Genomic DNA, 26,182 nt, shown 5'->3' on the forward strand with positions numbered 1-26,182 from the left:
GTCGTCGCGAGCGGCAAACGCCTACTTGCGGGGCTGGTTGAAGCGGAGCATGTTCCCGGCCGGGTCGCGGAACGCGCAGTCGCGCACCCCGTACGGCTGGTCCATGGGCTCTTGGAGGACGTCGGCCCCGGCGGCGCTGATCCGCTCGAAGGTCGCGTCGACGTCGTCGGTCTCGAAGATCACACCGCGGAGCAGGCCCTTGGCGAGCAGCTCGTTCATGGTGGCGCGGTCGGTCTGGGAGGCGTTCGGGTCGGCGAGCGGCGGTTCGAGGACGATGTTCACGTCGGGCTGGTCCGGGGAGCCGACGGTGACCCACCGCATCCCCTCGAAGCCGACGTCGTTGCGGACCTCCATGCCGAGGACGTCGCGGTAGAAGGCGATGGCCTTGTCGTGGTCGTCGACGGCGATGAAGCACTGGGAAAGGTTGATGCTCATGTGACCAACCTACGAGGGCGCGGGCGGCTTCGCTTCTCGATTCCTGACCGGTCTCGTGTACGCCTTCGCGATGCACGCGGGGATGTTCGCGCCGTTGTCGTGGTCGCGGGCCCGGTACGCGCTCGGGGACTCCCCCACCAGCTCCGTGAAGCGCGTCGAGAACGTCCCCAGCGAGTTCACCCCGACCGCGAAGCACACCTCCGTGACGGTCATGTCCCCGCGCCTGAGCAGGGCCTTCGCGCGCTCGATGCGGCGGGTCATGAGGTACGAGTAGGGGGTCTCGCCGTACGCGGCGCGGAAGCTGCGCGAGAAGTGGCCCTGCGACATGAGCGCGATCCGCGCCAGCGCGGCCACGTCGAGCGGCTTCGCGTAGTCGCGGTCCATGGCGTCGCGGGCCTTGCGCAGCCGGGCGAGGTCCTCCAGGTCCATGCCGTCAGTTTCCCTCAAGGTAGGCGAGGACGGCGAGGACGCGGCGGTTGTCGTCCTCCGACTGGCCCAGGCCGAGCTTGCGGAAGACGTTCGCGGAGTGCTTGCCGACGGCCTTCTCGGTGATGAACAGGGACGCGGCGATGGCGGCGTTGGTGCGGCCCTCGGCCATGAGCCCGAGGACCTCCAGCTCGCGGGCGGTGAGCGGGTCGAGGCGGTTCTGCTGCCTGCCGAGGAGGCGCGCGACGACCTCGGGGTCCATGGCGGTGCCGCCCGCGGCGACGCGGCGCAGCGCCTCGATGAACTCGCCGACGTTGGAGATGCGGTCCTTGAGCAGGTAGCCGACGCCGCCGCGGCGGTCGCCGAGGAGTTCGCGGGCGTACAGCTGCTCGACGTACTGGGAGAGGACGAGGATCGGGAGCGCGGGGATGTGGCGGCGGGCCTCGATGGCGGCGCGCAGGCCCTCGTCCTTGAAGGTCGGGGGGAGGCGGATGTCGACGACGGCGACGTCGGGGCGGTGCTTGAGGAGCGCGGCGGTGAGCGCGGGGCCGTTGTCGACGGCCTCGACGACGGTGAAGTCGTGCGCTTCGAGCATCCGGGTGAGGCCGTCGCGCAGGAGCGAGTGGTCTTCGGCGAGGACGACGTCCATCGTGGCTCCTTGCATTCCGTTGTCCGGGCTCAGCTGCCGGTCGCGCGCTTATTCTCGACCGCGCCGGAGGCGGCGTTGAACGCGGGGATGGTCAGCGTGACCGTGGTGGGGCCGCCTTCGGGGCTGTCGACCTCCAGAGTCCCGTCGAACGCGGCGAGCCTCCGGGAGACGCCGTCGAGGCCGCCGCCGAGGGCGACGGCGGCGCCGCCGCGCCCGTCGTCGCGCACTTCGATGCGGACGAGCCCCTGCTCGTGGGTGACGACGACCTGCACCTGGCTCGCCTCGGCGTGCTTGGTGATGTTCGTGAGGATCTCGTTGGTGGCGAAGTACGCGGCCGCTTCGAGGGGCGCGGGGAGCTTCTCGCCGAGCCGGTCGACCACGGACACGGGGAGCGGGTGGTCGAGGGCCATGGCCTGGAGGGCGCCGGTGAGGCCGCGGTCGGCGAGGACGGGCGGGTGGATGCCGCGCACGAGGTCGCGGATCTCCTCCAGCGCGTCGGAGCAGGTCTGGCGGGCCTCGGCGACGAGCGCGACGGCCTGCTCGGGCCGGTCCTGGTTGAGGAGCTCCTCGGCCATGCCGAGGGTGAGGCTGAGGGCGGCGATGCGGCCCTGGGCGCCGTCGTGGAGGTCGCGCTCTATGCGGCGCAGCTCGGCGGCGGCGTAGTCGACGGTGAGGTCGCGGGACTGCCGCAGCTCGGAGACGCGGGCGGTGAGCAGGGCCTTCGCGGTAGGGCCGAGGAGGAGCACGCCGAGGTGGGAGTACCAGCGCAGGAACAGCTCGCCCCAGCGCCACCAGGCGACGCCGCAGCCGAGCGCGAGCGGCACGAGCATGAGGGTCTTCGCGGGGGTGTCGAAGTCGTAGAACCCGAAGTCGTTGACGCTCGGGTTGGGCGCGGTGTGGAACAGCGTGACGAGCAGGAGCGGCTGCACGAGGTAGTAGACGGCGACGCCGAACACGCCGAGGTAGAGGAGGTTGACGAGGAACCCGAGGGTCGCGTCGATGGCGAGCCACGCGAAGTCGCGCCAGGTCGCGGCCTCGCGCACGAGGAACAGGGCGCGCTGGTCGAGGCGGGCGCCCTTGGGGCGCTCGCGGTAGGGCACGGGGATGTGGACGCCGAGCTGCTCGCCGATCATGCGCCGCTGGGAGTTGGCCCAGACGCGGATGGCGAGGAACACGCCGACGGCCACGGGGATGCCGATCCAGAACACGACGAGGACCCCGGTGGCGATCGCGGCCGCGAGGAGGACGGCGGCGATGAGCGTGAAGCTGAACCGCAGGACCGACCAGCCGGGGAGGGCCAGTCGGCGCGTGATCGGATGTGCCGGCATCGTCATGGTGCGGCAAGCCTACCCTTACAGGGGCCGCGACCTGCGGCGCTGTCCCGGCTACGCTGTGGGCGAGGGAATGGGGGCCGTATGGGGTCGTGGGCGCTCGTCACGGGTGCGTCGTCGGGGATCGGCGCGGCGTTCGCGCGGCAGCTGGCGGCGCGGGGCATGGACGTCGCCGTGGTGGCCCGCTCGCGGGACCGGCTGGAGGCGCTCGCCGCGGAGCTGCGGGAGGCCCACGGCGTCGGGACGCTCGTGGTCGTGGAGGACCTCGCGGTCCCCGACGCGGCCGACCGGGTCGCAGATGCGGTCGCCGGGATCGAGGTGGATCTCCTCGTCAACAACGCGGGGATCGGGACGTTCGGGCGGGACGTGTCGATCGGCGCCGAGTACAGCCGCGACACTGCGATGGTGAACGTCGTGGCCGTGACGGGCCTGGTCAAGCGGTTCCTGCCGGGCATGGTCGAGCGCGGCTCGGGCGCGGTCGTGAACGTCGCGTCGATGGCGGGCTTCCAGCCGCAGCCGTACATGGCGCTGTACGCGGCCACGAAGGCGTTCGTCGTGAACTACAGCCTGGGCCTGTGGGCCGAGACCCGCGGCACCGGCGTGAAGGTGCTCGCGGTGTGCCCGGGGCCGGTGGACACGGGCTTCCCGATCGCGAACGGCATCAAGTACGACCGGCGGCGCCTCGGCTGGCTCCTCGCGGAGCCGGAGAAGATCGTGCACCAGTCCCTCAAGGCCCTCGACCGGGACAAGGGGTACGTGGTCCCCGACGGGAAGAACTGGCCGGAGGCGCACCTGCTGCCGCGGCGCCCGCGCAAGCTCATGACGCGCCTGATCGGCCTGGTGCTCAAGCGGTTCGCGGACTACCAGGACCGGTGAGGGGCCCCGCCGGAGCGGGGCCCCGGAGGCTCACTCCGCGCGGAGGTCGTCGAAGTGGACGGTGCCGGTGGCCTGCGCGCCGCCGTACCCGAGGTACAGGTAGAACGCGGAGACCTCCGCGAGGTGCGCGGCGTCGAGGAGCTCCCCGGCGTGGCCGGTGTCCCACGGTGCGGGCCGGAAGTCCGCGAACGGCATGACGAGGTCCTGGGCGGCGGTGTTCCCGAGCCCGGTGTTGTACTCGAAGTAGGCGCCCTTGGCGACGATCTGGAACGTCGCCCCGTTGGTGGACCCGTCGCCCTGCAGCCAGGCTTTGAACGCGGTGAACGCGGACCAGTCGGCGCCCACGGTCTTCCCGATGCCGGTGTACCCGGCGCTGGTGAAGTCGTAGGCGTACGCGAGCCCGTAGTTCCCGCCCGCCTTGTGGTCGGTGGAGTGGGTGAGGGTGTTGGCGTTGACGTGGCTGTACGCCTCCGAGAGCGAGGGGTCGTCGCCCGCGTAGGACTCGAAGTCGTCGACCCACCCGGCCGGGAGGGGCACGACCTCGCCGAGGAGCACGTCCGCGGCGTCGGTGTAGGTGGTGCCGTCCACTTTGGCCGATACGGTGATCGCGACCTTGCGGTTGTCCAGCCAGGACGGGTCGATGGTCCAGGTCCCGGAGTGGTAGCCGTCGGCGTCGAGGCGCAGCGCCACGGGCGTGCCGCCGTTGATCGCGTACGTCACTTTCCGCGACGTCCCGGAGGTGAGCCGGACGCGGATCCTGGTGGACGCCTCGGTGATCCGCTGGCGGTCGGTGGGGGTGGCGAGGTGGAGGAACGGCGCGTTCGGGACCGCGGAGGTGCGGGCGTCGTACACGCCGTCCAGGTCGGACGCGAACAGCGAGTACGGGTCCTCGTGGTAGGCCACGAAGTCCGGTTCCATGGCGTGCCCGGGGAACGGCACGTACGCGCGGTTGGTGCCGCCGAAGTTCGCCCACGTGAGCATGTGGGAGACGCGGCTCGCCCCGGCGTCGGCCTTGAGCGCGGCGAGGAGGTCGGTGAACCAGGTGAGGTCGCGTCCCTCCTCTCCGGACTCGCCGAACTCGGTGAACGCGGGGATCTTCCCGCGCTCCTCGGCGAGGCCGACGACCATCGCGAGGTCCTGGACGGTGGCGCCGAGCCACTCGGCGGAGCCGGCGGTCCCGTCGTAGGCGTCGTACCCGAGGATGTCGACGAACTCGTCGCCCGGGTAGGTCTTCAGGTAGTTCGTCGGGTCGCCGCCGAACGCGGAGTTCGGGGAGTACGAGTACAGGAGGTTGCGCACGCACTTGCGGTCGCGCAGGTACTCCACGGTGTACCGGAAGATCTCGATGAACTCCGCGGAGGTGGTGTGCCCGGCGCCCCACCAGAACCAGCCGCCGTTGTTCTCGTGGAAGGGCCGGAAGACCACCGGGATGAGCGTGCCGTCGGCGCGCTTGGCGCCCTTGACGCCCGCGGCGATCCGGTCGAGAAACTCGTTGAAGTCGGCGTTCTTGGGGCCGCCGGGGAGGATCTGGCTGACGACGCGCCCGGCGGTGTCCCAGAAGTTCCCGCCGGTCACGAAGTTGTAGAGGTGCGCGGACAGGATGTTGATGCCGCCCCGGTCGTCGCTCTCCTTGAGCGCGTAGGAGAGCGCGGCGATGTTCTCCGCGGTGGTGCCGCCGTACACGCCGGGCTTCTGGAAGCCGTTGAGGATGAGGGTGTCCCAGCCGAACACGGCCGGGTAGTCGCCGGTGACGGCCTCCACGTCGGACGCGTACCCGTCCATCTGGCTGAACGTGAACCCGTCGGAGAGGGAGTGCTCGTGGCCGAACATGATGCCCTGGCCCTGCGTCTGGCGCAGGTACTGGAACAGGGCGCGGGTCTCGCGGGTGGCCTGGTCGTCGACGAGGTCCACGGGGGTCGGCCGGCCTGCGGCGGATGCCGGGGCCGGCAGGCCGGCCACAGCGGCCGCGGCGGCCCCCATGGCGATGACCGCGCGCCGGGGCGCGCGGGGAGAGGTGTCAGACACTTGCGTCTCCTTCTGCGGAGGGGATGGCAGGGTTACGAGCAGGCGAAACAGGCACTGAATCGGTTAAGCGACCCCATCATAGACATTGGAATATGTCGATGTCAATGAACTGAATCGGTTCGGGCGCAGCAAAAAGGGCGGCGGGAGACCCGCCGCCCGTTGCCCGAGCGTCCCTATGCGAGGACGCGCGCGATCGACAACCCGTCGTAGCCCTTGACGCCCACGGTCTGCACGACCGTGCCCTCCAGCCGCGGGTCGGCGGCGACCTTCTCCAGGTACGACCGCACGCCCTGCACGTTCGGGTCGCGGCTGAGCCCGTCGGCGACGGCCCCGCCGCGCACCACGTTGTCGGCGATGATGAGGCCGCCCGGCCGGGTCAGCTTGAGCGCCCAGTCGAGGTAGACCGGGTACCCGCCCTTGTCGGCGTCGATGAACACCATGTCGAACGGCTCGCCGCCCTCCTCCGCGAGCTTCGGGAGGGTCTCGGCGGCCGCGCCGACCCGGATCTCCACGGTCCCCACGAGCCCGGCGCGCGCGACGTTGCCGCTGGCGACCTCGGCGTGCCGCGGGCTGTACTCCAGGCTCACGAGGTGCCCGTCCGCGGACAGCGCCCGCGCCATCCAGATCGCGCTGTACCCCCCGAGCGTCCCGACCTCAAGGATGCGCTTGGCGCCCAGGGTCTTCGCGAGGAGATAGAGGAGCTTGCCCTGCGCGGGGGAGACGGAGATCGGCGGCAGCCCGGCCCGCTGCGCGGCGGCCGTGGCCCCGGCGAGGGCGTCGTCCTCCCCGACGAGCAGCGATCCGAGGAACGCGTCGACTTCGGTCCATTGCCCCTGGCCCATTGTTCGCCCCTTCCGACGGGTCCGAGAACGTCGATGAAACGCTATCACCGCGACCCCGCGGGACTCGCTCCGTTAAATTCGGACTTTCCCGGCGAGTGGGACGAACGCGTTATCATCTCCCAGCCTGGGGAGCGCCCGGAATGGTACCGCGAATGGGTGAAGCCTGTTGTTGTAATTACGGCATTGACGGAAGATTAACGGTGGTCTTTTGTCGGATTTTGCCCCCGAATCAGCGGAACGCGCCGGGCTCGGTCTTGCCGATCGTCGTACGGCGCAACGGCTTGAATGATAGACCTGAGTCACTACTTGTTCGCGGTCGCGAAACCGGTCCTCCGGTGCGGCGGCGGACTGGAATGACGGCCGGCTTCGGGGGAGCCGGCCGCACACTGGGGGGTAACGCTATGAGCATGGCACGATCGGCGACAGTCGATATCGGCACCACCATGCGGCTCGTCGCGCCCGATTTCGCGACGGTGAGTGTGCGCGCGAGTCTGCGATACGACCCGGACGACCCTTACGCGGTCTGCGTCATGTTCCATCCGGACGGGACGGACGCCGACCAGGTGGCCTGGTCCTTCTCCCGGGAACTGCTCGCCAAGGGCCTTGAGGAGCCCACCGGCATCGGCGACGTGCGCGTCTGGCCCTGGACCACCCCGCGGGGCGAGTCGGTGGCCCTGGCGCTCTCCTCGCCCGACGGGAACGCCCTCTTCGAGATCAACCGCGGCGTGGTGCAGCGCTTCCTCCGCCGGGCGTACAGCCTGGTCCCGCGCGGCCGCGAATCGGGCTATGTGGACATGGACACCACCCTCACGAAGCTGCTCGCCGGCGGTGTGTAGCCGCCGCAGGCGACAAAAGGAAAGGGCGGACCGGGGAGACCCGGCCCGCCCTTTCCGTGCGTCCTGTCAACTACGCAGGAGCGCGGCCGTCTGGGAGGCGATCTCGCCTTCTTCGTTGGTGGGGATGACCATCACCGTGATCGGCGACTGCGGCGTCGAGATGACCGGCCCGCCCGCGGCGTTCGCGGCCTCGTCGAGGTCCACGCCGAGCGCCACGAGCGAGGACAACGCCTGCGCCCGCACCTCCGCGCTGTTCTCGCCGATCCCCGCGGTGAACGCGATCGCGTCGGCCCCGCCGAGCGCCGCGATGTACGAGCCGATGTACTTGCGGATTCGGTAGCAGTAGATCTCCAGCGCCACCTGCGCCGCCCGGTCCCCCGCCGCCGCGGCCCGCTCGATCACCCGGTTGTCCTGGTGCCCGCTCAGCGCGAGCATCCCCGACCGCTGGTTCAGGTCCGCGTCGAGATCGGCGAAGCTCGCCCCGGTCCGCCGGTGCATGTGGAAGACGATCGCCGGGTCGATGTCGCCCGAGCGCGTCCCCATGACGAGCCCTTCGAGCGGCGTCAGCCCCATCGACGTGTCGATCGAGCGGCCCCGCTCGACCGCGGTCACCGACGCGCCGTTGCCGAGGTGCGCGACGATCACGTTGACCGCCTTGGGGCTCTTGCCGAGCATCTCCGCGGCCTTGCGCGAGACGTACGCGTGGGACGTCCCGTGGAAGCCGTACCGGCGCACACCGTGCTCCTCGCGCCACTCGCTCGGCACCGCGTACAGGTGCGCCCGCTCGGGCACCGTCGCGTGGAACGCCGTGTCGAACACGGCGACCTGCGGGAGCTTCGGGAAGAGCTTCCGCGCGGTGCGGATGCCCTCCAGGTTCGCGGGGTTGTGCAGGGGCGCGAGCGCCGACAGCTCGTCGATGGCGCGCTCCACCTCGTCGTCGACGACGACGGGCTGCACGAACCGCTCGCCGCCGTGGACGACGCGGTGCGCGACCGCGATCAGCCCGGCGTCCGCGAGCGGCGTCCCGGCCTCCTCGAAGGCCGCGACCATCGCCTCCAGGCCCTCGCCGTAGTCGGCGAGGCGCCCCTCCCGAACGGCCCTCTCCCCTGCGTGCTTGTGGGTGAGGACCGAATCGGACTGTCCGATGCGCTCGATCAGGCCCGAGGTCGACGCCTCCATCGTCTCGCCGTCGACCAGCTGGTACTTGATCGACGAGGAACCGGAGTTGATCACCAGGACCGGTGCGCCCATGGCACTTCCCCTCTAGAGCGCCCGCGCTCAGGCGGTCTGGCTCGCTTGGATCGCGGTGAGCGCGACCGTGTTGACGATGTCCGGCACGGTGGCGCCGCGCGACAGGTCGTTGACCGGCTTGCGCAGGCCCTGGAGCACCGGGCCGACCGCGACCGCGTTCGCCGAGCGCTGCACCGCCTTGTACAGGTTGTTGCCGGTGTTCAGGTCCGGGACGATGAAGACGGTGGCCTTCCCGGCGACCTGCGAGTCCGGGAGCTTCGTGCCTGCGACGCCGGCGTCGGCGGCGGCGTCGTACTGGATCGGTCCCTCCACCGGAAGGTCGGGTCTGCGGGCGCGGACGATCTCGGTCGCCGCCCGGACCTTGTCCACGGCTTCGCCGTGGCCGGAGGTGCCGGTCGAGTAGGAGAGCATCGCCACCCGCGGTTCCACGCCGAACTCGGCGGCGGTGCCTGCCGAGGATAGCGCGATGTCGGCGAGCTGCTCGGCATCGGGGTTCGGGTTGACCGCGCAGTCCCCGTACACGAGGACGCGGTCTTCGAGGCACATGAAGAACACCGAGGAGACCACCGCGACCTCGGGCCGGGTCTTGATGATCTCGAACGAGGGCCGGATCGTGTGGGCCGTGGTGTGGACCGCGCCGGAGACCATCCCGTCGGCCATCCCCGTGTGGACCATCATCGTCCCGAAGTACGACACGTCGGCGACCTGGTCGTACGCGGCCTCCGCGGTGACGCCCTTGTGGGCCCGCAGCCGCGCGTACTCCTTCGCGAACCGCTCGCGGATCTCGTGGTCGCCGGGGTTGAGGATCGCGGCCCCGGTGATGTCCACGCCCAGCTGCGCGGCCTGCGACCGGATCTCGGCCTCGGAGCCGAGGAGCGTCAGGCGGGCCACGTCGCGTCGCATGAGGATCTCGGCGGCCTTGAGGATGCGCGGCTCCGCGCCCTCGGGGAGCACGATGTGCTTGTCGAGGGCCTTGGCGCGCCCCAGCATCGAGTGCTCGAACATGATCGGCGTGACCACCGTGGGCTTGGCGAGCGCGAGCCGATCGAGCAGGTCGTCCCCGTCCACGCCCGCGGCGAAGTCCTCCAGGGCGCGGGTGATCTTGCGCTGGCCGCCCGCGGCGAGCGAGCCGGTGACGTCGCCGACGAGGTTCGCCATGTCGAACGTGTCGTGCGGGACGAGCGCGATCGGCAGGCGCGAGTCGAGGCCCGCGACGATGTCGAGGATCTGCGGTTCGGGCCGGATGCCGCCGGTGAGGAACACCGCGGAGAGGCTCGGGGTGCCTTCGGCGAGGTGGGCGGCGATGAGGCCGAGGAGGACCTCGGAGCGGTCGCCGGGGAGGATCACGGCCTTGTCGTCGGCGAGGCGCGTGAGGAGGTTGGGGAGGGTCATGGCCGCGACAACGACGTCGCCGACGGTGCGGGTGAAGACGTCGGGGTCGCCGGAGATGAGCGTGCCGTCGGCGGCCTCGATGAGCTCGCCGACGGTGGGCGCGACGAGCTCGGCGTCCTCGGCGACGACGCCGGTGCCCGGGTGGGCCGCCTTGACGAGGTCGACGTCGGCGGGTTCGACGCGGTTGACGACGGTGCCCAGCACCGTGGCGTGGTCGGCTTCGGCCTGCGCGGTGCCGAAGCGGAGCGCGGCGGCGATGTCGGCGGGGGTCTTGCGGTGCCCGGTGACGATGAGGAGCATCGGCGAGGCGAGGTTGACGGCCACGCGCGTGTTGTACGCGAACTCGACCGGTGAGGACACGTCGGAGAAGTCGGAGCCGACGACGAGGACGACCTCGTGCTTGTCGGCGAGTTCGTGGTAGCGCTCGACGATCTGGGTGAGCGCGGCCTCGGCGTCGGCGCGGACGTCCGAATAGGTCACGCCCACCGACGCTGCGTAGGACGCGGGGAGGCGGTACTGGTCGCGGAGGAGGGTGATGACGGGGTCGCCGGAGACCGTGTGGTCGTCGCGGACGATGGGGCGGTAGACGGCGACTGAGCCGGCGCGCCTGGTGAGCAGGTCCATGACGCCGACGGCCACCGTCGACTTGCCGCTGCCGGGGTCCAGGCTGGCGAGGTAGAGACTTTGAGCCACGGCTCCAACGCTATCCACCCCGTGCGCGCCCCGCAGGCGATCTGCGCCCCGGCTCACCTGTGAGCTTCGGCGTGACCGCCCGCGGGGGCACGGGCGTCCAGGTCGGGCCCTAGTCGGCGAAGCCGCCTTCGGGGACCGGCACGGGCGGCGGGGTGCCGACGTACTTGGCCCGGGGGCGGATGATCTTCGAGTCGCGGGCCTGTTCGAGGATGTTCGCGGACCAGCCGACGACGCGGCTGGTCGTGAACGTCGGGGTGAACATGGGGCGCGGGACGCCCGCGAGCTCCATGACCACCCCCGCGTAGAACTCGACGTTCGTGTAGAGCTTGCGGCCGGGCTTGACCTCGGCGAGGATCTCGACCACGCGGCGCTCCACGGTCTTCGCGAAGTCCACGATCTCCCCGCCGAACTCGTCGGCGACGTCCCGCAGGTGTAGCGAGCGCGGGTCGTCGGTCTTGTAGACCGCGTGCCCGAAGCCCATGATGCGGCGCCCGGACTCCAGCTCGCCGCGGATCCACGCGTCGATGTTGTCGGGGCCGCCGATCGCGTCGAGCGCGTCGAGGGCCCGCGCGGGGGCGCCGCCGTGGAGCGGCCCGGAGAGCGCGCCGATCGCGCCGACGAGGGCCGCGCCGGTGTCGGCGCCGGTGGAGGCGATGACGCGGGCGGTGAACGTGGAGGCGTTGAAGCCGTGGTCGATCGTGAGGATCAGGTAGTGCTCGATCGCCCGCGCGGCCTCGGGCGAGGGGACCTCGCCGGTCATCATGTACAGGTAGTTCGCGGCGTAGCCGAGGTCCTCGCGCGGGTCGAGCGGCTCCCGGCCCTGGCCGAGGCGCCACATGGCGGTGAGGATCGCGGGGGTGACGGCGCACGCGAACAGGGCGTCGTCGGCGCGGGCGGCCTCGTCGATGTCGAGGACGGGCTTCATGGGGCGGGCGGCGCACGCGGCCGACAGGGCGGTGCGCAGGCCGTCGAGCGGGGACGCGGCGGCGAGGTGCGGGAGCAGGTCGCGCAGCTGCGGGGTGAGGGTGCGGTAGGGGGCGACCTGGGCCTTGAAGGCGTCGAGCTGCGCACGGGTGGGCAGCTCGGCGTGGGTCATGAGGTACCAGACCTGCTCGAACGAGCAGTGCTTCGCGAGCTCGACGGCGTTGTACTGGCGGTAGTGGTAGAACCCCTCCTCGCCGCGGACGTCGCCTATCTCGGTGTCCGCGACTATGACGCGGTCGAGGCCCTTGGGGACTTCGATGAATTCGGGCATTGGGTCCTCCTCCGCTCGGTTTCGTTGCAAGCCTAGTGGATTTCGGGCCGGAAAGGCCCGAACGGCGACCCCGGACCGGCCGGCTGGCAAGCGGCGGTCAGACTGGTCACCGTGGAACCCGGAACCCTCCTCGCCGGCCGCTACCGGCTCGACCGGCCCATCGACTCCGGCGCCATGGGCGCGGTCTGGCGGGCCAGGGACGAGCGGCTCGACCGCGACGTCGCCGTGAAGATCCTCCTGCCCGGCCTCGACGGGGCCGGGGAGCGGTTCGAGCGGGAGGCGAAGACCCTCGCGAGCCTCAAGGGCCCCAACTACGTCGAGGTGTACGACTACGGCGAGGAGCTCGACGGGGACCGCACCGTGAAGTTCCTGGCGATGGAGCTGGTCGAGGGCGACTCGCTGGCGCGGCTGCTCGCGCGCGAGGAGCGCCTGGACCCGGGCCGGACCATGCGGATCATCGCCGAGGCCGCCGACGCGCTCGGCGCGGCGCACCGCCGCAAGGTGGTCCACCGGGACGTCAAGCCCGCGAACCTGCTCATCGACGCCGACGACCGGGTCCGGGTGGTGGACTTCGGGATCTCGCTCCTCGTGGACCAGTCGCGGCTGACCGACTCCAAGGAAGTGCTCGGGACCGTCCCGTACGTCTCGCCCGAGCGGCTGCGGAACCAGGACGTCACCGGCAGCTCCGACCTGTACTCGCTCGGCGCGGTCGCGTACGAGTGCCTGGCGGGGACGCCGCCGTTCCCGGCGCGCGACCCCATGGCGGTCATCCACAGCCACCTCTACGAGGAGCCCCCGGCGCTCCCGGACTCGGTGCCCGCGCCGGTCGCCTCGGTGGTCGCGCGGTCGCTGCGCAAGGCCCCGGAGGAGCGCTGGGAGTCGGGCGAGCAGCTCGCGGAGGCGTGCCGGGCCGCGGTGACCGGGGAGATCCTGATCCCGCCCCCCGAGGAGCCCGGCGCCCCGATGACGCCGGTGGAACCGGCCGAACCCGTCGAGCGGCGCCCGCGGCGGCGCATGGCGCTGGTGGCAGTCGCGGTCGTGCTGGCGGCGGCCGTGTTCGGGATCGTGGCGTGGAGCCCGTGGACCGGCGAGGGGCCGCTGGGAGCCGAGGACGGCTCCACGGTGGAGGCCGCGGCGAACACGACGGAGGCGGTCGAGACGACGACATCGTCGGATCCGACGCCCTCAGGGTCCGCATCGGAGTCCCCTGAGTCGCAGGAGTCCGAGGCCGCGGGAGGCACAGAGGACGGCGGCTCCGAGGGGAACTCGGGCGAGACGAGCGGCGGCGGGGCGACCGAGGAGGAGCCGGACGAGCCCAAGACCGGGACGACCGAGCTGCCCGACGTGACCGGCCGGACCACGTTCGATGCCCGCGACTACCTTGAGGGCCTTGGGTTCAGCAACGTCATCGCCGACGTCGGCTACTACGCGATCACCCCCGAGCCCGCGCACTGCACGGTGGTGCAGCAGTTCCCGACGGCGGGGTCCACGGTTGACTACGCCGACCAGGTCACGCTGTCCTACCACAGCCGCAACGCCGAGGGCACCTCGTGCGAGTGGTGAGCCGTTCGGGTTGACCGCCCGGGCCCCGGTCGGGATGATGGAACGGGCGACCGGTACAACAGTTCCTGCACAGTCACCCTCTGATGCGATTGGTCTGAAGATGGAAGATAATCTGGGCGCCGCTCCCGGCGTGGTCGTCGGGGTCCTGCTCATCATCGCGGCGGTCATGTGGTTCTCCCCCGGCGCGCGCCACAAGTTCCGGAAGGCGACGCTGTGGCTGGTGATCGTCGCGGTCGCGATGATCATCATCTTCGGCTACCTGAACGCCGGGCAGGAGACCTAGTTCAGGGACGTTCCAGCAGCTCGAACCCGCAGTGCGAGATCGCTGCGGGTTTTTTCGGCCCTGCTATTGGAACAGATCGTTCCGCTCTGCTATAGTGGAATCAAACGTTCCGTTCCACTGAACTCGGATCAGCCGGAGGCATCCCGTGACCGTCATCGTCGAGACCCCCACCCCCGCCGCAGCGGCGGACGCCGCGCCCGCGCGGACCTTCCCGCACCGCTGGCTCGGCCTCACCGCGATCCTCGCCGCGACCCTCCTCAACCTGCTCGACGCATCGATCGTCAACGTCGCGGCCCCCGCGATCCGCGGCGACCTCGGCGGCACCGCCGCGACGCTCCAGTGGCTCTCCGCGGGCTACACCCTCGCCCTCGCGGTCGGCCTGCTCACCGGCGGGCGCCTCGGAGACATGTTCGGCCGCAAGCGGGTCCTCATGGTCGGCCTGGTCGGCTTCCTCGCCGCCTCCCTCGCCTGCGGCGCCGCCGGGACGATCGAGCTGCTGCTCGCCGCCCGCGTCGTCCAGGGCGTGTTCGCCGCGATCATGGTGCCGCAGTGCTTCGGGCTCATCCGCGACATGTTCGGCCGCGACATGGGCAAGGCGTACGCGCTGTTCGGCCCCGCCATCGGGCTCGCCACGATCGCCGGACCGGTCCTCGCCGGGGTCCTCGTTGACGCGGACCTCCTCGGCACCGGCTGGCGCTCGATCTTCCTCATCAACCTGCCGCTCGGCCTCGCCTCGATCGCCCTCGGCGCGAAGGTCCTCCCCGCGGGCGCCCCGGCGGTCAAGGGCCTGAAGCTCGACCTCGGCGGCGCGCTCATCGCCGGCGCCGGGATGTGCCTGCTGCTCGTGCCGCTGGTCGAGGGACGCGAGCTCGGCTGGCCGGCCTGGTCGATCGCGACGCTCGTCGCCTCCGTGCCGGTCCTGGGCCTGTTCGCCTGGACCCAGGCCCGCCGCGCCCGCTCCGGCCGCACCGCGCTGGTCGAGCTGAGCGTCTTCAAGAAGCGGTCCTACACCTCCGGCATCGCCTTCGTCGTGGTCTTCTTCGGCGCCGTCACCGGGTTCTCCCTCGCGGTCGGCCTGTTCCTTCAGCTCGGCCTCGGGTTCGGCCCGCTCCAGGCGAGCCTCGCGATGGCGGCGTGGGCGGTCGGCGCGTTCGTCGGCTCCGGCTCCTCCGCGGCCCTCGCGCCGAAGCTCGGCCGCGGCGTCCTCCACCTGGGCCTCGCGACCATGACGATCGGCCTGGTCGTCCTGTGGTTCCAGTTCGGCACCTCGGCCGCGCCCGGCACCTGGGCGCTGTCCCCGGCGCTCGGCGTCTTCGGGATCGGCATGGGCATGATCTTCGTGCCGCTCTTCGGGATCATCACCGGCGAGCTGGAGGACCACGAGGTCGGCTCCGCGTCGGGCCTCCTGGAGTCCTTCCAGCAGGGCGCGTCGGCGCTGGGCGTCGCCGGGCTCGGGACGGTGTTCTTCAGCCAGTTCGCCATCGGGTCCGGCGCGGCCGAGTCGATGGGCGCCGCGCAGACGGTGACGGGCCTGACGGTCCTGCTCACGCTGGTGGCGTTCCTGGTCGCGTTCGGCCTGCCGAAGCAGGCCAAGGCCGGGCACTGATCCCCCAGCAAGCCCCCTCCGCCGGTCGTGCCCTCGGGCACGGCCGGTTGAGGTACGTCTTTAGAGAAGCACAGCAGAATGAACCGCTCTGTTCCAGATAGGATGCGTGCCATGACCGACAAGCCGCTCAGCGGGCGCAAGGCGCAGGCCGCCCGCAACGACAAGCTCATCCTCGAAGCCGCCCACGAGGTGTTCGTCGCCGACCCGGAGGCGCCGATCGCGGAGGTCGCCAAGCGCGCCGGGGTCGGCATCAGCGCGCTCTACCGGCGCTACCCGAGCAAGGAGGACCTGCTCCGCAAACTCGCGGGCGACGGCCTCGCCAGGTACATCGAACTCGCCCGCGAGGCCGTCGCGTCCGACGCCGAGCCCTGGGAGGCGTTCCGCGCCTTCATGAGGGCGGTCGTCATCGCCGACACGCCCTCGATCACGGTGCGGCTCGCGGGGACCTTCACCCCCAGCCCCGAGATGTTCCAGGCCGCGGTCGAAGGCGACGCGGTGAACAAGGCGATGCTCGCACGGTTCAAAGGCGACGGGGTGCTCCGCGACGACGTGGACAACGGCGACATCCAGATGGTCACCGAGTCCGTCGCCTCGATCAGCGTCGGCGACCCCGAACGGACCCGCGAGGTCCGCCTGCGGACCCTGGAACTGCACCTCCAGGCCCTCCGCGCCCCCGGGGCGGGACCGCTGCCCGGCGAGCCCGTGAGCGACGAGGAGATGGGCGTCCGCTGGATTCCGAAGGACGCCAAGGCATGAGAAAAGGGGCCTCCCGAGTGGGAGGCCCCTTCTTCATCTGAGCGGACGACCGGGATCGAACCGGCGACCTACACCTTGGCAAGGTGTCGCGCTACCAACTGCGCTACGTCCGCGTGCCGCAAGCCTTGACTTGCGAACGACCATACTGTAGCGCACCGTTCAATCGGACTTCATGGGGCCTTGGCGCCGATTGGGGCTCAGATCACGCTTGCGCGTCGCCCAGGCCGAGCATCGCCAGCGCCTCGTCGCCGAGCCCTTCGATGCGGACCTCGTGCTTGCGGTGGGCTTCCCAGTCGGCCCGCGAGAGGCGCCAGCGGTTGTCCTGGCGGCGCACGCCGCGCACCACGTGGTGCTCGATGCCGTCGGCCTGGTAGCCGAGTTTGCGCGAGACGCCGGAGGACGGGCCGTTGCCGTCGAGTGAGGCGCTGGTGGCGTAGTCGGCGCCGAGGCCGGTGAAGATGAACTCCAGGACGGCGGCGCGCATCTCGGTGCCGAGGCCCTTGCCGTGGTGGGGGAGGCCGAGCCAGGAGCCGGTGGACGCCTCGCGGGTCAGGGCGATCTGGTGGCCCTTGACCTCCTGCATGCCGACGACCTGCCCGTCGTGGACCACGATGAACGGCAGCAGCCACTGCTCGGGGGTCATCGCCCCGAGCGCCCGCAACTGCCACAGAATCGTCCCGCGGCCGCGCTGGACCGGCTCGGCGTCGGTCCAGGGCATGAGGAACGGCATGAAGTCCGGGTCGTGGACGCCTTCGGCGGCGCGGTCGGCGAGCGCGGCGAGGTCGTCGAAGTCGGGCAGGCGCAGTTCGAGGCGTTCGGTGCGGAGCCGGATGCGGTAGACCGGCAGGTAGTCGGCGAGCATGGTTCGATTCTCCGGGGCGGGCGCTGGGGCCGCAATCGAGTTACGCGAGGCCGAGCATGGCCTTGGCGTCGTCGTCGAGTCCTTCGATGCGGACTTCGTGGCGGCGGTGGGCCTCCCAGTCGGCGCGGGTGAGGCGCCAGCGGCGGCTGGTGACCCGCCGGTCCTTGTAGACCTGGTGGTCGATGCCGTCGGCCCGGTAGCCGAGTTTCGCGGAGACGCCTTGGGAGGGGCCGTTGCCGTCGAGGGAGTCGCTGAGGGCCCATTCGGCGTCGAGGCCGTCGAAGAGGAGGGCGAGGACGGCGGCGCGCATCTCGGTGCCGAGTCCCTGGCCGTGGTGTTCGCGGCCGAGCCACGAGGAGGTGGTGGCCTCGCGGGTGAGGGCGTACTGCTTTGCGGCGAGGTCCTGCTTGCCGACGACCTGCCCGTCGCGGACGGCGACGAAGGGGAGGCACCAGCGTTCGGGGGTGATGCCGGAGAGGAGGCGGAGGTTCCAGAGGACGGCGGTGCGGCCGCGGGTGAGGGGCTCCGCTTCGGTCCAGGCGTTCTTGAAGGGCTGGAAGTCGGGGTCGTGGACGCCTGCGGCGGCCTGGCCGGCGAGGGCGGCGAGGTCGTCGTGGTCGGGGAGGCGCAGTTCGAGGCGTTCGGTGCGCAGGCGGATGCGGTACACGGGCAGGTAGTCGGCGAGCATGCCTGCGATTGTGCCTCGGTGGTCCGACGCCGCGCGGGGCCATAGACTTTCCGGGACGTCGGACGAGGGGAGCGCGGTATGAACATGGGCCAGTCGGGGATGCTGTTCGTCTTCGGGATGTCCCTGCTCGTCACGGCGATCATCATCACGGGGATCGCGTTCGCGGCGGCGGCGGCGAAGTCGCGGGCGGCGGAGGAGCGGGCCGAGGGGTACCGGGAGCTGGCGGAGAAGGCGAGTGTCGACGCGACGGAGGTCCGGGCGGCGCTGATCGAGGTCAAGGGGCGGTTGGCGGCGGTGGAGCGGCTGCTGAAGGACCGGGACCGGGCCGAGCGCGAATTATTCTTGCGAATCGCGGTCAGTGCGCGCGTTATGGGGCACGCTCTGACGCATGGACACCGCGAAGACCGATCGTTCCAGCGCGCCGCTCTCCGCTGAGGAGCTGGCGCTCGTGGACGCCTACTGGCGGGCCGCGAACTACCTGACGGTGGGGCAGATCTACCTGCTCGACAACCCCCTCCTGCGGGAGCCGCTGCGGCCGGAGCACGTGAAGCCGCGGCTGCTGGGCCACTGGGGCACGAGCCCCGGGCTGAGCCTGGTCTACGCGCACCTGAACCGGTGCATCAAGGCGCGCGGGCTGGACATGATCTACGTGTGCGGGCCGGGGCACGGGGGTCCGGCGATGGTCGCGAACACGTGGCTGGAGGGGACGTATCCGGAGCTGTACCCGTCGGTGAACCACTCCGAGGAGGGGATGCGGCGGCTGTTCCGGCAGTTCTCGTTCCCGGGCGGGATCCCGTCGCACGTGGCGGCGGAGGTGCCGGGCTCGATCCACGAGGGCGGGGAGCTGGGGTACGCGCTGTCGCACGCGTACGGGGCGGCGTTCGACAACCCGGACCTGACGGTGGCGTGCGTGGTGGGCGACGGGGAGGCGGAGACGGGGCCCTTGGCGGGGTCGTGGTTCTCGAACGTGTTCCTGAACCCGGTGTCGGACGGGACGGTGCTGCCGATCCTGCATCTGAACGGGTACAAGATCGCGAACCAGACGGTGTTCGCGCGGATCTCGGACGAGGACCGGGCGAGCTTCTTCCGGGGCGCGGGGTACGAGCCGTTCCTGGTGGACGGGGACGACCCGGCGGCGGTGCACCAGGAGCTGGCGGCGACGCTGGACGCGTGCTTCGACCGGATCGCGGAGGTCCGGGCGGACGCGCGCGCGAAGGCCAATGGTTCGCCGGTGCGGCCGCGGTGGCCGATGATCGTGCTGCGCACGCCGAAGGGCTGGACGGGTCCGTCCGAGGTGGACGGGGTGCCGGTGGAGGGGACGTGGCGGGCGCACCAGGTGCCGTTGTCGGCGGTGCGCACGAATCCGGATCACCTTGCGATGCTTGAGGAGTGGATGCGCTCGTACCGGCCGGAGGAGCTGTTCGACGCGACGGGCGCGCCGGCGCCGGAGCTGCTGGGGCTGCCGCCGGAGGGCGAGGCGCGGATGAGCGCGAACCCGCACGCGAACGGGGGCCTGGTGCTGCGGGACCTGGTGCTGCCGGACTACCGGGACCACGGGGTGGCGATCGAGGGGCACGGGCGCACGGTGGGCGAGGCGACGCGGGTGCTGGGGTCGTGGCTGCGGGACGTGATGTCCGCGAACCCGGACCGGTTCCGGCTGTTCGGGCCCGACGAGGTGGAGTCGAACCGGCTGGGCTCGGTGTTCGAGGTGACGGACCGGCAGTGGCAGGCGGAGATCCTGCCGACCGACGAGCACCAGGCGCCGCACGGGCGGGTCATGGAGGTCCTCTCCGAGCACCTGTGCGAGGGCTGGCTGGAGGGGTACCTGCTGACCGGCCGGCACGGCCTGTTCACCAGCTACGAGGCGTTCATCCACATCGTGGACGCGATGTTCAACCAGCACGCGAAGTGGCTGGACTCCTCGGGGGACATCCCGTGGCGGCGGCCGATCGCGTCGCTGAACTACCTCCTGTCGAGCCACGTGTGGCGCCAGGACCACAACGGGTTCTCGCACCAGGACCCGGGCTTCATCGACCACGTGATGAACAAGAAGGCCGACATCGTGCGGGTGTACCTCCCGCCGGACGCGAACACGCTCCTGTCCACGATGGACCACTGCCTGCGCTCGCGGCAGTACGTGAACGTGGTGGTCGCGGGGAAGCAGCCCGCGCTCCAGTACACGAGCATGGAGGAGGCGGTGCGCCACTGCGAACGGGGCCTGGGGATCTGGGAGTGGGCCTCGACGGACGCCGGGCGCGAACCGGACGTGGTGCTCGCGTGCGCCGGGGACGTGCCCACTTTGGAGGTCCTGGCGGCCGCGGACCTGCTGCGGAGGCGCCTGCCGGACTTGAAGGTCCGGGTGGTGAACGTGGTGGACCTGATGCGGCTCCAGCCCGAGTCGGAGCACCCGCACGGCCTGGGCGACCGGCAGTTCGACACGATCTTCACCGCCGACCGGCCGGTGCTGTTCGCGTTCCACGGCTACCCGACGCTCATCCACCGGCTCACGTACCGGCGCACCAACCACGACAACATCCACGTGCGCGGGTACAAGGAGGAGGGCACCACGACCACGCCGTTCGACATGGTCATGCTCAACGACCTCGACCGGTTCCGGCTGGTCATGGACGTGATCGACCGGGTGCCGGGCCTGGGCGCGAACGCGGCGGGGCTGCGGCAGGAGATGGTCGACGCGCGGCATGCGGCCCGGGAGTACACGCGGGAGCACGGCGAGGACGTGCCGGAGGTCGCCGACTGGAGCTGGCCGGGTTAGGTTGCCGTGCAACACAAGTGGCGCATGTCGCGGATGCGACCGCTTGACGCGTCCCGAACACGCTTCGTTAACCTGTTAGGGGAGGCTAACTACCGCTCACCCCCTGGAGGTCCTCACGTGGCGAAGGTCAGGCCCGGACGCGTCGTGGTCGACTACGGAGAGGACCTCGTGGTCTTCACCGGCGGCATGCGGATCAACCGCCTGTGGAAGGTCGGCCGGTGGCTGCCGGTCCTCATCGCGCTCCGCAAGATCCTGCGGGAGCTGGCGTCCGACCCGGAGCTGGGGCTCCTCGACTCCCGGTTCGCCCTCAGCGGCCGCGTCGTCATGGTCGTCCAGTACTGGCGCAGCGGCGACCACCTGGAGGAGTACGCGCACTCGCAGGAGCGGCTGCACCGCGGCTTCTGGAAGTGGTTCAACCGCAACGTCAAGGACAACGGCGACGTGGGCCTGTGGCACGAGCTGTACCAGGTGCCCGCGGGCGCGTACGAGACCTCGTACTTCAACATGCCGCCCTTCGGACTCGCGCGCGCCACCAAGGAGAAGGCCGCCGCGCGCACCGACCCCGACGACCACGAGCACCACCACCACTAGAAGCCGAGGGCGGCGAACTCCCTTTCCAGGCACCGGTACTCGCGCTCGGCGAAGAACGCCGCGTCCTCGGGCCGGTATCCGCGCACGCCCAGCTCGCCGAGGATCAGCAGCGACAGGTACACGCGGTACAGCGACAGGCGCCGCTCCTCCCCCGCGGTCAGGGGTCGGCCCAGGAAGCCGTCCACCGTGGGCGCGAGTTCGTCGTCGGGGCTGAACTTGAGGATCACGAGTTCGGCGAGCGGGTCACCGTAGAACGCGCGCTCGCCGTCGATGAACGCCTCGACCCGCCAGCGCCCGTCCTCGCGGACCACGAACACGTTCCCGTCCCACAGGTCGAAGTGGACGAGGGACGGCCGGTCGACCTCGTCGAGGAGTTCCTTCTCCCCGTTGAGCTTCGCGGCGATCACGCCGAGCGGCAGCGGGAGCCCGGGGGTCTCGGGCCCGTCGGCGACGTCGGCCACCGCGTCGGCGGTCATCGCCGCGAAGGCCGCGGACCAGGTGCCCGCGGCGGTGCGGCCGCTCGGGCGGAGGTAGCCGAAGTGCTCGCCGGTGACGTCGCGGAAGCGGGCGCTGAGGGCGCCGATCTCGCGGCGCAGGCCGTGCAGCTCGTCCCTGGTCAGGCCGTCGCGGACGCTGAGGAGGGTGGTCCCTTCGAGGCGGTCCATGATCATGAGGCCCCGGTCGGCGTCGCCGTGCCACAGGCGCGGCATGGGGACGCCCGCGGCGATGCCGCGCTCGAAGCAGTCGATCTCGGCGCCCATGAGGTCCACTTCGTACCGCTGGAGCCTGAGGTCCTTGTCGGGGGCGATCTTGACGACGAGGCGGCGCCCGTCGGCGGTGTCGAGGGCGTGGGCGGCGTTGAAGTAGCCGTCGGTGAACTCCTCGTGGGCGGTGAACTCGACGGGCCCGAGGGCGTCGCGCACGAGCCCTTCGACGCGGGCGCGGTCGAGGCGGGGCCGGACGGCGACCTCCATCAGGACTCCCCGATGCCGAACGCGGTGAAGTCGCGTTCGAGCGTCTCGGAGGCCCACTTGAGCTGGTTCGCCTCGACCTCGGCGTCGAAGCCGCGGATCTTGCACTCGGCGACCAGGATGAGCATGATGTACGTCCGGTAGAGGGCGAGGCGCCGCTCCTCCCCCGCGGTCATGGGGCGGCCCAGGAAGCCCTCGACGGCGGCCGGGAACTCCTCCTCGGGGACCATCTGGAGCGAGACGAGCTCGGCGAGCGGGTCGCCGTAGAAGGCGCGCTCGCCGTCGATGAACGCCTCGAAAGCCCAGTCGTCGCCCTCGCGGCGCACGAAGATGTTGCCGTCCCACAGGTCGAAGTGGACGAGCGCGGGGCGGGTCACCTCGTCGAGGAGGGCGCGCTCGCCTTCGAGGAAGGCGCGGATCGCGGCGACGGGGCGCGGGAGGCCGGTGCCCTGCTCCTCGATGTCGTCCAGGACGTCGCCGATCATCGCGAGGAACGCGTCCGACCACGTGTCGGCCATGGTGTTCCCGCTCTTGCGCGGGTAGCCGAAGTGCCCGCCGGTGGCAGTGGCGAACTTGGCGGCCTGGGCGCCGATCTCCCTGCGGAGGGCCAGGAGCCGGTCCGCGGGGATCTCGCTGCGGACCTTGAAGAGCGGGACGCCTTCGAGGCGGTCGATGACGAGGACCCCGGCGTCGGGGTCGGCGTGCCACACGCGCGGCATGGGGGCGCCGGCGGCGAGGCCCCGCTCGAAGCACTCGATCTCGGTCGCCATGAGGTCCACCTCGTAGCTCAGGAGCTTGAGGCCCTTGTCGGGGGCGACCTTGACGACGAGGCGGCGCCCGTCGGCGAGGTCGAGGGCGTGGGCGGCGTTGAAGAACCCGTCCTTGAACTCCTCGTGGCCGGTGAACTCCAGGTCGGCACCGAGGGCGTCGCGGACGATCCGCTCGACGTCGGCGCGGTCGAGGCGGGGGCGGATGGCGACTTCAGACATCACGCCATTCTCGCGGCCCCACTCCACGCGCGCAACACCGTTCCCAGGGCGCCGAACGGCCCCGGAGCACCGCGCTCCGGGGCCGTCGGGCCGCTGTCGCCTCAGCCCGCTTTGAGGGCCGCGAGGCGGGCCTCGACGTCGGCGTCGTCGCTGACGCTGTCGAGGGCCTCGAACTGGCTGTCGAGCGAGGACATGGCGAGCTCCTGGTGGCCGCGGACCTTGGCCTCCTCGCGGCGGACCTTGTCCTCGAAGCGGCTGACCTCGCTGAGCGGGTCCATGACGTCGATGGAGCCGATCGCCTCGTTCACCTTCTTCTGCGCCTCGGCGGTCTTCGCGCGGGCCGAGAGGCTGGAGCGCTTGGCCTGGAGCTCGGTGAGCTTGTCCTTCATCTGGCCCAGGCCGGTCTTGAGCTTGTCCACGACCTCCTGCTGGCTCTTGATGAGCGGCGCCTCGTCGGACATCTCCTTCTCGACGGCGATCTGCTTGCCGAGGGCGACCTTCGCCAGGTTGTCGAACTTGTCGGCCTCCGCGGTGTTGCCGTCCCCGCGCAGCTGGTCGGCCTTCTGGCTGGCGTTCTTGGCCTTGGCGCCCCACTCGTCGGCGGCCTTCTGGTCGGCGGCGTAGTCCTCCTCCATCAGGCGCAGGTTCCCGATGGTCTCGGCGATGGCGTTCTCGGCGTCCACGATGCTGTTCTTGTAGTCGCGCTCGATCTGGGCGAGCATCTTGGCGGGGTCCTCGGCGTTGTCGATGGCGTCGTTGATGTTCGCCTTGACGAGCTGCGAGATCCTCCCGAAGATCGACTGCTTCTTCGACATGTCCACTCCTTGGTTCACAGTGCTTGCGGAAGACGGGCCTCCGGCCCGGATGTCAGAACCGGCCCCCACCCCCTCGCCTCCCGCGGGTGCCCGATCCGCCGAACGACCCGGGCCCGCGGCGGTGGCCGCCGCCTCCCCCGCCTCCGAAGCCGCCGCCCCCACTGAAGCCACCGCCACCGCGTCCGCCGCCCCCGAGGATCTGGCCCAGGAGGATGCCGCCGAGCATCGCGCCCGCGTTGCCGCCCATGGGGTTCGAGCCCTTGTTGGGGTTGGACGGGGCCAGGTAGCCCTGGACGTCCTGCTGCGCGAGCTGCGCGGCGGCGTTCGCGAGCTGGTCGGCCCGCTGGGCCAGCGCGAGGGCCTGCACCGGGTCGGTGTCGGCGAGCGCGCGAGCCTGGGCGAGCTGCTGCTTCGCCTCGTTGAGGCGGGTGCGGGCCTCGGGGCCGACGGCGCCGCGGTTGGTCGTCACGTAGTCCTCGACGGCCGCGGCGGTGCTCTGCGCGGACAGGAGCATCTGCTGGAGCTGCGCGCGGGCCTTCTGCGCGTTCTGCACGGCCCCCTGGAGGGTCCTGACCTCGTTCTCCAGGTCGAGCGAAGCCTGCTCGACGCGGCCGGTGGCGGCGAGCGGGTCGACCGGTCCGGTCTGCGCCTTGACGTCGGCGATCACGGCCCGCAGGTTCGCGGCCTTCGCGGCGACCGCCTGGCCCCCTTGGGCTCCGGCGAGGCGCTCTGCTTCGGCGGCGTCCTGCTCCGCTTCGGCGAGGACGCCGGGGAGCTGGGCGGCGGCGGTGTCGAGCTCGGTACCGCGGCGAACCACGGCCTGGCTCATCTGCTCGGCCTGGCCCACGGCCTCCTCGGCGGCGCGGACGAGGACGGCGGCCTTCCCGCCGTCGTCGGCGGCGACCGCGGCCTCCGCCTCGGCGAGCTGCTCCTGCGCGAAGCGGAGCCGGTCGGCGGCGTTGTCGGGGAACTCGCGGACCGTCGCGGCGGCGGTCGCAGGGTAGGCGGTGCCCATGGCGGCCAGTGCGGTCCGGGCCGCGTCGAGGTCGATGCGCCCGGCGCGGTCCTTGAGCGCACTGATGGCCTCGGGGGCGCGGCGGCCGAGGTCGCGCAGGTCGTCGAAGTCCCCGGCGACGGCGTCCAGGTCGTCGTTGGCCTTGGTGAGGCGGTCGATGATGTCGGCGAGCATCCGGCGGCGCTCGTCCTCGGTCTCGGGCTTGTCGTCGTCGAGGAGCTGGCGGATGCGGAACGACTGGGACAGCTGCTCCTTCGCGCCCTGGAGCGTGGTGGTGAAGCCGCCGGTGGCCTCGTCGCCGAACTCGGCGACGGCGAAGCCGAGCTCCTGCTCGCTGGTGCGGATGGCGTCGTCGGTCTCGACCAGGAGCCGGTTGGCCTCGCTGTTGAGGTCCTCGGTGGAGCGCTGGTCGACGGGCTTGCCGCCCTTGCCCGCGGCGGCGGGGGCGGCCCTGCGGCGGCGGCGCATCCAGACGACGGCGCCGATGACGAGCGCGGCGACGACGAGGAGGCACAGGACGACGCCGAGCCAGTTGGTGCCTGAGGCGGCGCCGGAGACGCTGTCGCCGCTGGCGGCAGCCTCGTACCCGGCGGCGGCGTCGATCGCGGCCTGCGCCCAGTCCTCGTCCTGGAGCTGCGGTGCGATGAGGCTGGAGGCGACCTCGTTGAGCTGGGAGTCCGAGAGCGGGAACGCGGAGTCGACGGACCAGGTGTAGCGGCGGTCGCCGGTGGCGACGGCGAGGAGGATGTCGTCGGAGCCGAGCCCGGAGTCGACGGCGCTGGTGTCGGCCCAGGTCTGCGGGGAGTAGGAGTCGAAGCTGTCGATGTAGGCGACGTAGAGGCCGATGCCGGTGGAGGAGTCGAGGTCGTCGATGGCGTCCTGGACGTCGCCGGTGCGGTCGCCGAGCGCGCCGACCTGGTCGGTGATCGGGCCGGAGAGGGTGATCGGCGCCGTGGCCCGCGCGGCGGTGCCGGGCCCGAGGAGGGCGGCGGCGGCCAGCGCCGCGGCGGTCAGGGCCGCAGCCGTGCGGCTTCCCATGCGGGTCATCGCGGACCGCACCCCCGTTCGGTCGGAAACGAAGTCAGTCTAGGAGTGCGTCGTCGCAGGTCGGGCGCTTTTGGAGAACTCCTCGGGTCCGGGATGGACCCCGCGAGCCCGGTGACGCCGGTCACGGCTGAAATATTCGGCGGGGCTCGGGCGTCGTATAGGTCGTTAGCACTCAACACCCGAGAGTGCTAACGCAGAGGGCTAAGGAGACC

General features: G+C 71.2%; 24 protein-coding genes and 1 tRNA gene. 9 read left to right on the forward strand and 16 right to left on the reverse strand.

The features are described 5' to 3' along the window. Positions 1-21: 21 nt before the first annotated feature. The 4 genes from AB0A65_RS26010 to AB0A65_RS26025 are packed head-to-tail and all read right to left on the reverse strand — an operon-like array spanning position 22 to position 2,844. Positions 22-435 (reverse strand): VOC family protein, encoded by a 414-nt coding sequence (locus AB0A65_RS26010; protein ID WP_359955565.1) that lies wholly within the window; start codon positions 433-435, stop codon positions 22-24. Between the two features lie 9 nt (positions 436-444). Next, positions 445-864: a helix-turn-helix transcriptional regulator gene (locus tag AB0A65_RS26015; protein WP_359955568.1), complete on the reverse strand. Its 420-nt coding sequence runs from the start codon at positions 862-864 to the stop codon at positions 445-447. Positions 865-868: 4 nt separating this feature from the next. Then, positions 869-1,510, reverse strand: coding sequence for a response regulator transcription factor (locus tag AB0A65_RS26020; protein ID WP_359955571.1), 642 nt, complete (start codon positions 1,508-1,510; stop codon positions 869-871). A 29-nt stretch (positions 1,511-1,539) separates the two neighbouring features. After that, entirely contained in the window at positions 1,540-2,844 is a 1,305-nt protein-coding gene (locus AB0A65_RS26025) for a sensor domain-containing protein (RefSeq protein ID WP_359955573.1), read from the reverse strand. A gap of 81 nt (positions 2,845-2,925) precedes the next feature. Here AB0A65_RS26025 and AB0A65_RS26030 point away from each other — a divergent pair, with 81 nt between their 5' ends. Further along, entirely contained in the window at positions 2,926-3,717 is a 792-nt protein-coding gene (locus AB0A65_RS26030) for an SDR family oxidoreductase (protein ID WP_359955575.1), read from the forward strand. 30 nt (positions 3,718-3,747) lie between these two features. On the opposite strand, the gene AB0A65_RS26035 is transcribed toward AB0A65_RS26030, so the two are convergent. Next, on the reverse strand, positions 3,748-5,742 hold the full coding sequence (locus AB0A65_RS26035) for a glycosyl hydrolase (protein ID WP_359955577.1): 1,995 nt from the start codon (positions 5,740-5,742) through the stop codon (positions 3,748-3,750). A 173-nt stretch (positions 5,743-5,915) separates the two neighbouring features. Beyond that, positions 5,916-6,584, reverse strand: coding sequence for an O-methyltransferase (locus AB0A65_RS26040; protein WP_359955579.1), 669 nt, complete (start codon positions 6,582-6,584; stop codon positions 5,916-5,918). Positions 6,585-6,985: 401 nt separating this feature from the next. Here AB0A65_RS26040 and AB0A65_RS26045 point away from each other — a divergent pair, with 401 nt between their 5' ends. Further along, entirely contained in the window at positions 6,986-7,420 is a 435-nt protein-coding gene (locus tag AB0A65_RS26045; RefSeq protein ID WP_091043033.1) for an SsgA family sporulation/cell division regulator, read from the forward strand. Positions 7,421-7,486: 66 nt separating this feature from the next. Here the strand turns inward: AB0A65_RS26045 and AB0A65_RS26050 are convergent, their stop codons facing one another. The 3 genes from AB0A65_RS26050 to AB0A65_RS26060 all read right to left on the reverse strand — a co-directional run bounded on the left by AB0A65_RS26050 (position 7,487) and on the right by AB0A65_RS26060 (position 12,011). Then, the gene (locus AB0A65_RS26050; protein WP_359955581.1) at positions 7,487-8,671 is read right to left on the reverse strand and encodes an acetate kinase; all 1,185 of its coding nucleotides are present in this window, start codon (positions 8,669-8,671) and stop codon (positions 7,487-7,489) included. 27 nt (positions 8,672-8,698) lie between these two features. Beyond that, positions 8,699-10,756 (reverse strand): phosphate acetyltransferase, encoded by a 2,058-nt coding sequence (gene pta, locus AB0A65_RS26055; RefSeq protein ID WP_359955583.1) that lies wholly within the window; start codon positions 10,754-10,756, stop codon positions 8,699-8,701. Positions 10,757-10,865: 109 nt separating this feature from the next. Continuing rightward, positions 10,866-12,011 (reverse strand): citrate synthase/methylcitrate synthase, encoded by a 1,146-nt coding sequence (locus tag AB0A65_RS26060; RefSeq protein ID WP_359955586.1) that lies wholly within the window; start codon positions 12,009-12,011, stop codon positions 10,866-10,868. Positions 12,012-12,122: 111 nt separating this feature from the next. Between AB0A65_RS26060 and AB0A65_RS26065 the strand changes: the two genes are divergently transcribed. The 4 genes from AB0A65_RS26065 to AB0A65_RS26080 all read left to right on the forward strand — a co-directional run bounded on the left by AB0A65_RS26065 (position 12,123) and on the right by AB0A65_RS26080 (position 16,219). Then, positions 12,123-13,574, forward strand: a complete 1,452-nt coding sequence (locus tag AB0A65_RS26065) for a serine/threonine protein kinase (protein ID WP_359955589.1) — start codon at positions 12,123-12,125, stop codon at positions 13,572-13,574. Positions 13,575-13,674: 100 nt separating this feature from the next. After that, a complete protein-coding gene (locus AB0A65_RS26070; protein WP_146147958.1) occupies positions 13,675-13,857 on the forward strand; it encodes a hypothetical protein in 183 nt (60 codons plus the stop codon). A 145-nt stretch (positions 13,858-14,002) separates the two neighbouring features. After that, on the forward strand, positions 14,003-15,463 hold the full coding sequence (locus AB0A65_RS26075) for an MFS transporter (RefSeq protein WP_359955592.1): 1,461 nt from the start codon (positions 14,003-14,005) through the stop codon (positions 15,461-15,463). Between the two features lie 111 nt (positions 15,464-15,574). Next, the gene (locus AB0A65_RS26080) at positions 15,575-16,219 is read left to right on the forward strand and encodes a TetR/AcrR family transcriptional regulator (protein ID WP_359955595.1); all 645 of its coding nucleotides are present in this window, start codon (positions 15,575-15,577) and stop codon (positions 16,217-16,219) included. Between the two features lie 40 nt (positions 16,220-16,259). Here AB0A65_RS26080 and AB0A65_RS26085 read toward each other — a convergent pair. The 3 genes from AB0A65_RS26085 to AB0A65_RS26095 all read right to left on the reverse strand — a co-directional run bounded on the left by AB0A65_RS26085 (position 16,260) and on the right by AB0A65_RS26095 (position 17,769). Continuing rightward, positions 16,260-16,332, reverse strand: a tRNA-Gly gene (locus tag AB0A65_RS26085). An 89-nt stretch (positions 16,333-16,421) separates the two neighbouring features. Continuing rightward, positions 16,422-17,081: a GNAT family protein gene (locus tag AB0A65_RS26090; RefSeq protein ID WP_359955598.1), complete on the reverse strand. Its 660-nt coding sequence runs from the start codon at positions 17,079-17,081 to the stop codon at positions 16,422-16,424. 40 nt (positions 17,082-17,121) lie between these two features. Then, the gene (locus AB0A65_RS26095; RefSeq protein WP_359955600.1) at positions 17,122-17,769 is read right to left on the reverse strand and encodes a GNAT family protein; all 648 of its coding nucleotides are present in this window, start codon (positions 17,767-17,769) and stop codon (positions 17,122-17,124) included. A gap of 78 nt (positions 17,770-17,847) precedes the next feature. Between AB0A65_RS26095 and AB0A65_RS26100 the strand changes: the two genes are divergently transcribed. The 3 genes from AB0A65_RS26100 to AB0A65_RS26110 all read left to right on the forward strand — a co-directional run bounded on the left by AB0A65_RS26100 (position 17,848) and on the right by AB0A65_RS26110 (position 21,133). Next, a complete protein-coding gene (locus tag AB0A65_RS26100; RefSeq protein WP_359955603.1) occupies positions 17,848-18,204 on the forward strand; it encodes a hypothetical protein in 357 nt (118 codons plus the stop codon). Continuing rightward, positions 18,158-20,542 (forward strand): phosphoketolase family protein, encoded by a 2,385-nt coding sequence (locus tag AB0A65_RS26105; protein WP_359955606.1) that lies wholly within the window; start codon positions 18,158-18,160, stop codon positions 20,540-20,542. The genes AB0A65_RS26100 and AB0A65_RS26105 overlap by 47 nt, the downstream gene beginning before the upstream one ends. Before the next feature lie 117 nt (positions 20,543-20,659). After that, the gene (locus tag AB0A65_RS26110; protein WP_359955609.1) at positions 20,660-21,133 is read left to right on the forward strand and encodes a DUF4188 domain-containing protein; all 474 of its coding nucleotides are present in this window, start codon (positions 20,660-20,662) and stop codon (positions 21,131-21,133) included. Here the strand turns inward: AB0A65_RS26110 and AB0A65_RS26115 are convergent. The 4 genes from AB0A65_RS26115 to AB0A65_RS26130 form a co-directional block, all read right to left on the reverse strand. Continuing rightward, complete coding sequence (locus AB0A65_RS26115) at positions 21,130-22,107, reverse strand: aminoglycoside phosphotransferase family protein (protein WP_359955612.1); 978 nt, start codon at positions 22,105-22,107, stop codon at positions 21,130-21,132. The genes AB0A65_RS26110 and AB0A65_RS26115 overlap by 4 nt on opposite strands. After that, the gene (locus tag AB0A65_RS26120; RefSeq protein ID WP_359955615.1) at positions 22,107-23,093 is read right to left on the reverse strand and encodes a phosphotransferase; all 987 of its coding nucleotides are present in this window, start codon (positions 23,091-23,093) and stop codon (positions 22,107-22,109) included. The genes AB0A65_RS26115 and AB0A65_RS26120 overlap by 1 nt, the downstream gene beginning before the upstream one ends. Before the next feature lie 101 nt (positions 23,094-23,194). Further along, positions 23,195-23,908: a PspA/IM30 family protein gene (locus AB0A65_RS26125; RefSeq protein ID WP_359955618.1), complete on the reverse strand. Its 714-nt coding sequence runs from the start codon at positions 23,906-23,908 to the stop codon at positions 23,195-23,197. A gap of 52 nt (positions 23,909-23,960) precedes the next feature. Beyond that, a complete protein-coding gene (locus AB0A65_RS26130; protein WP_359955621.1) occupies positions 23,961-25,970 on the reverse strand; it encodes a TPM domain-containing protein in 2,010 nt (669 codons plus the stop codon). Positions 25,971-26,182 lie beyond the last annotated feature (212 nt).

Origin of the sequence: Glycomyces sp. NPDC047010, assembly GCF_040644205.1 — a bacterium.
Classification (GTDB): domain Bacteria; phylum Actinomycetota; class Actinomycetes; order Mycobacteriales; family Micromonosporaceae; genus Glycomyces.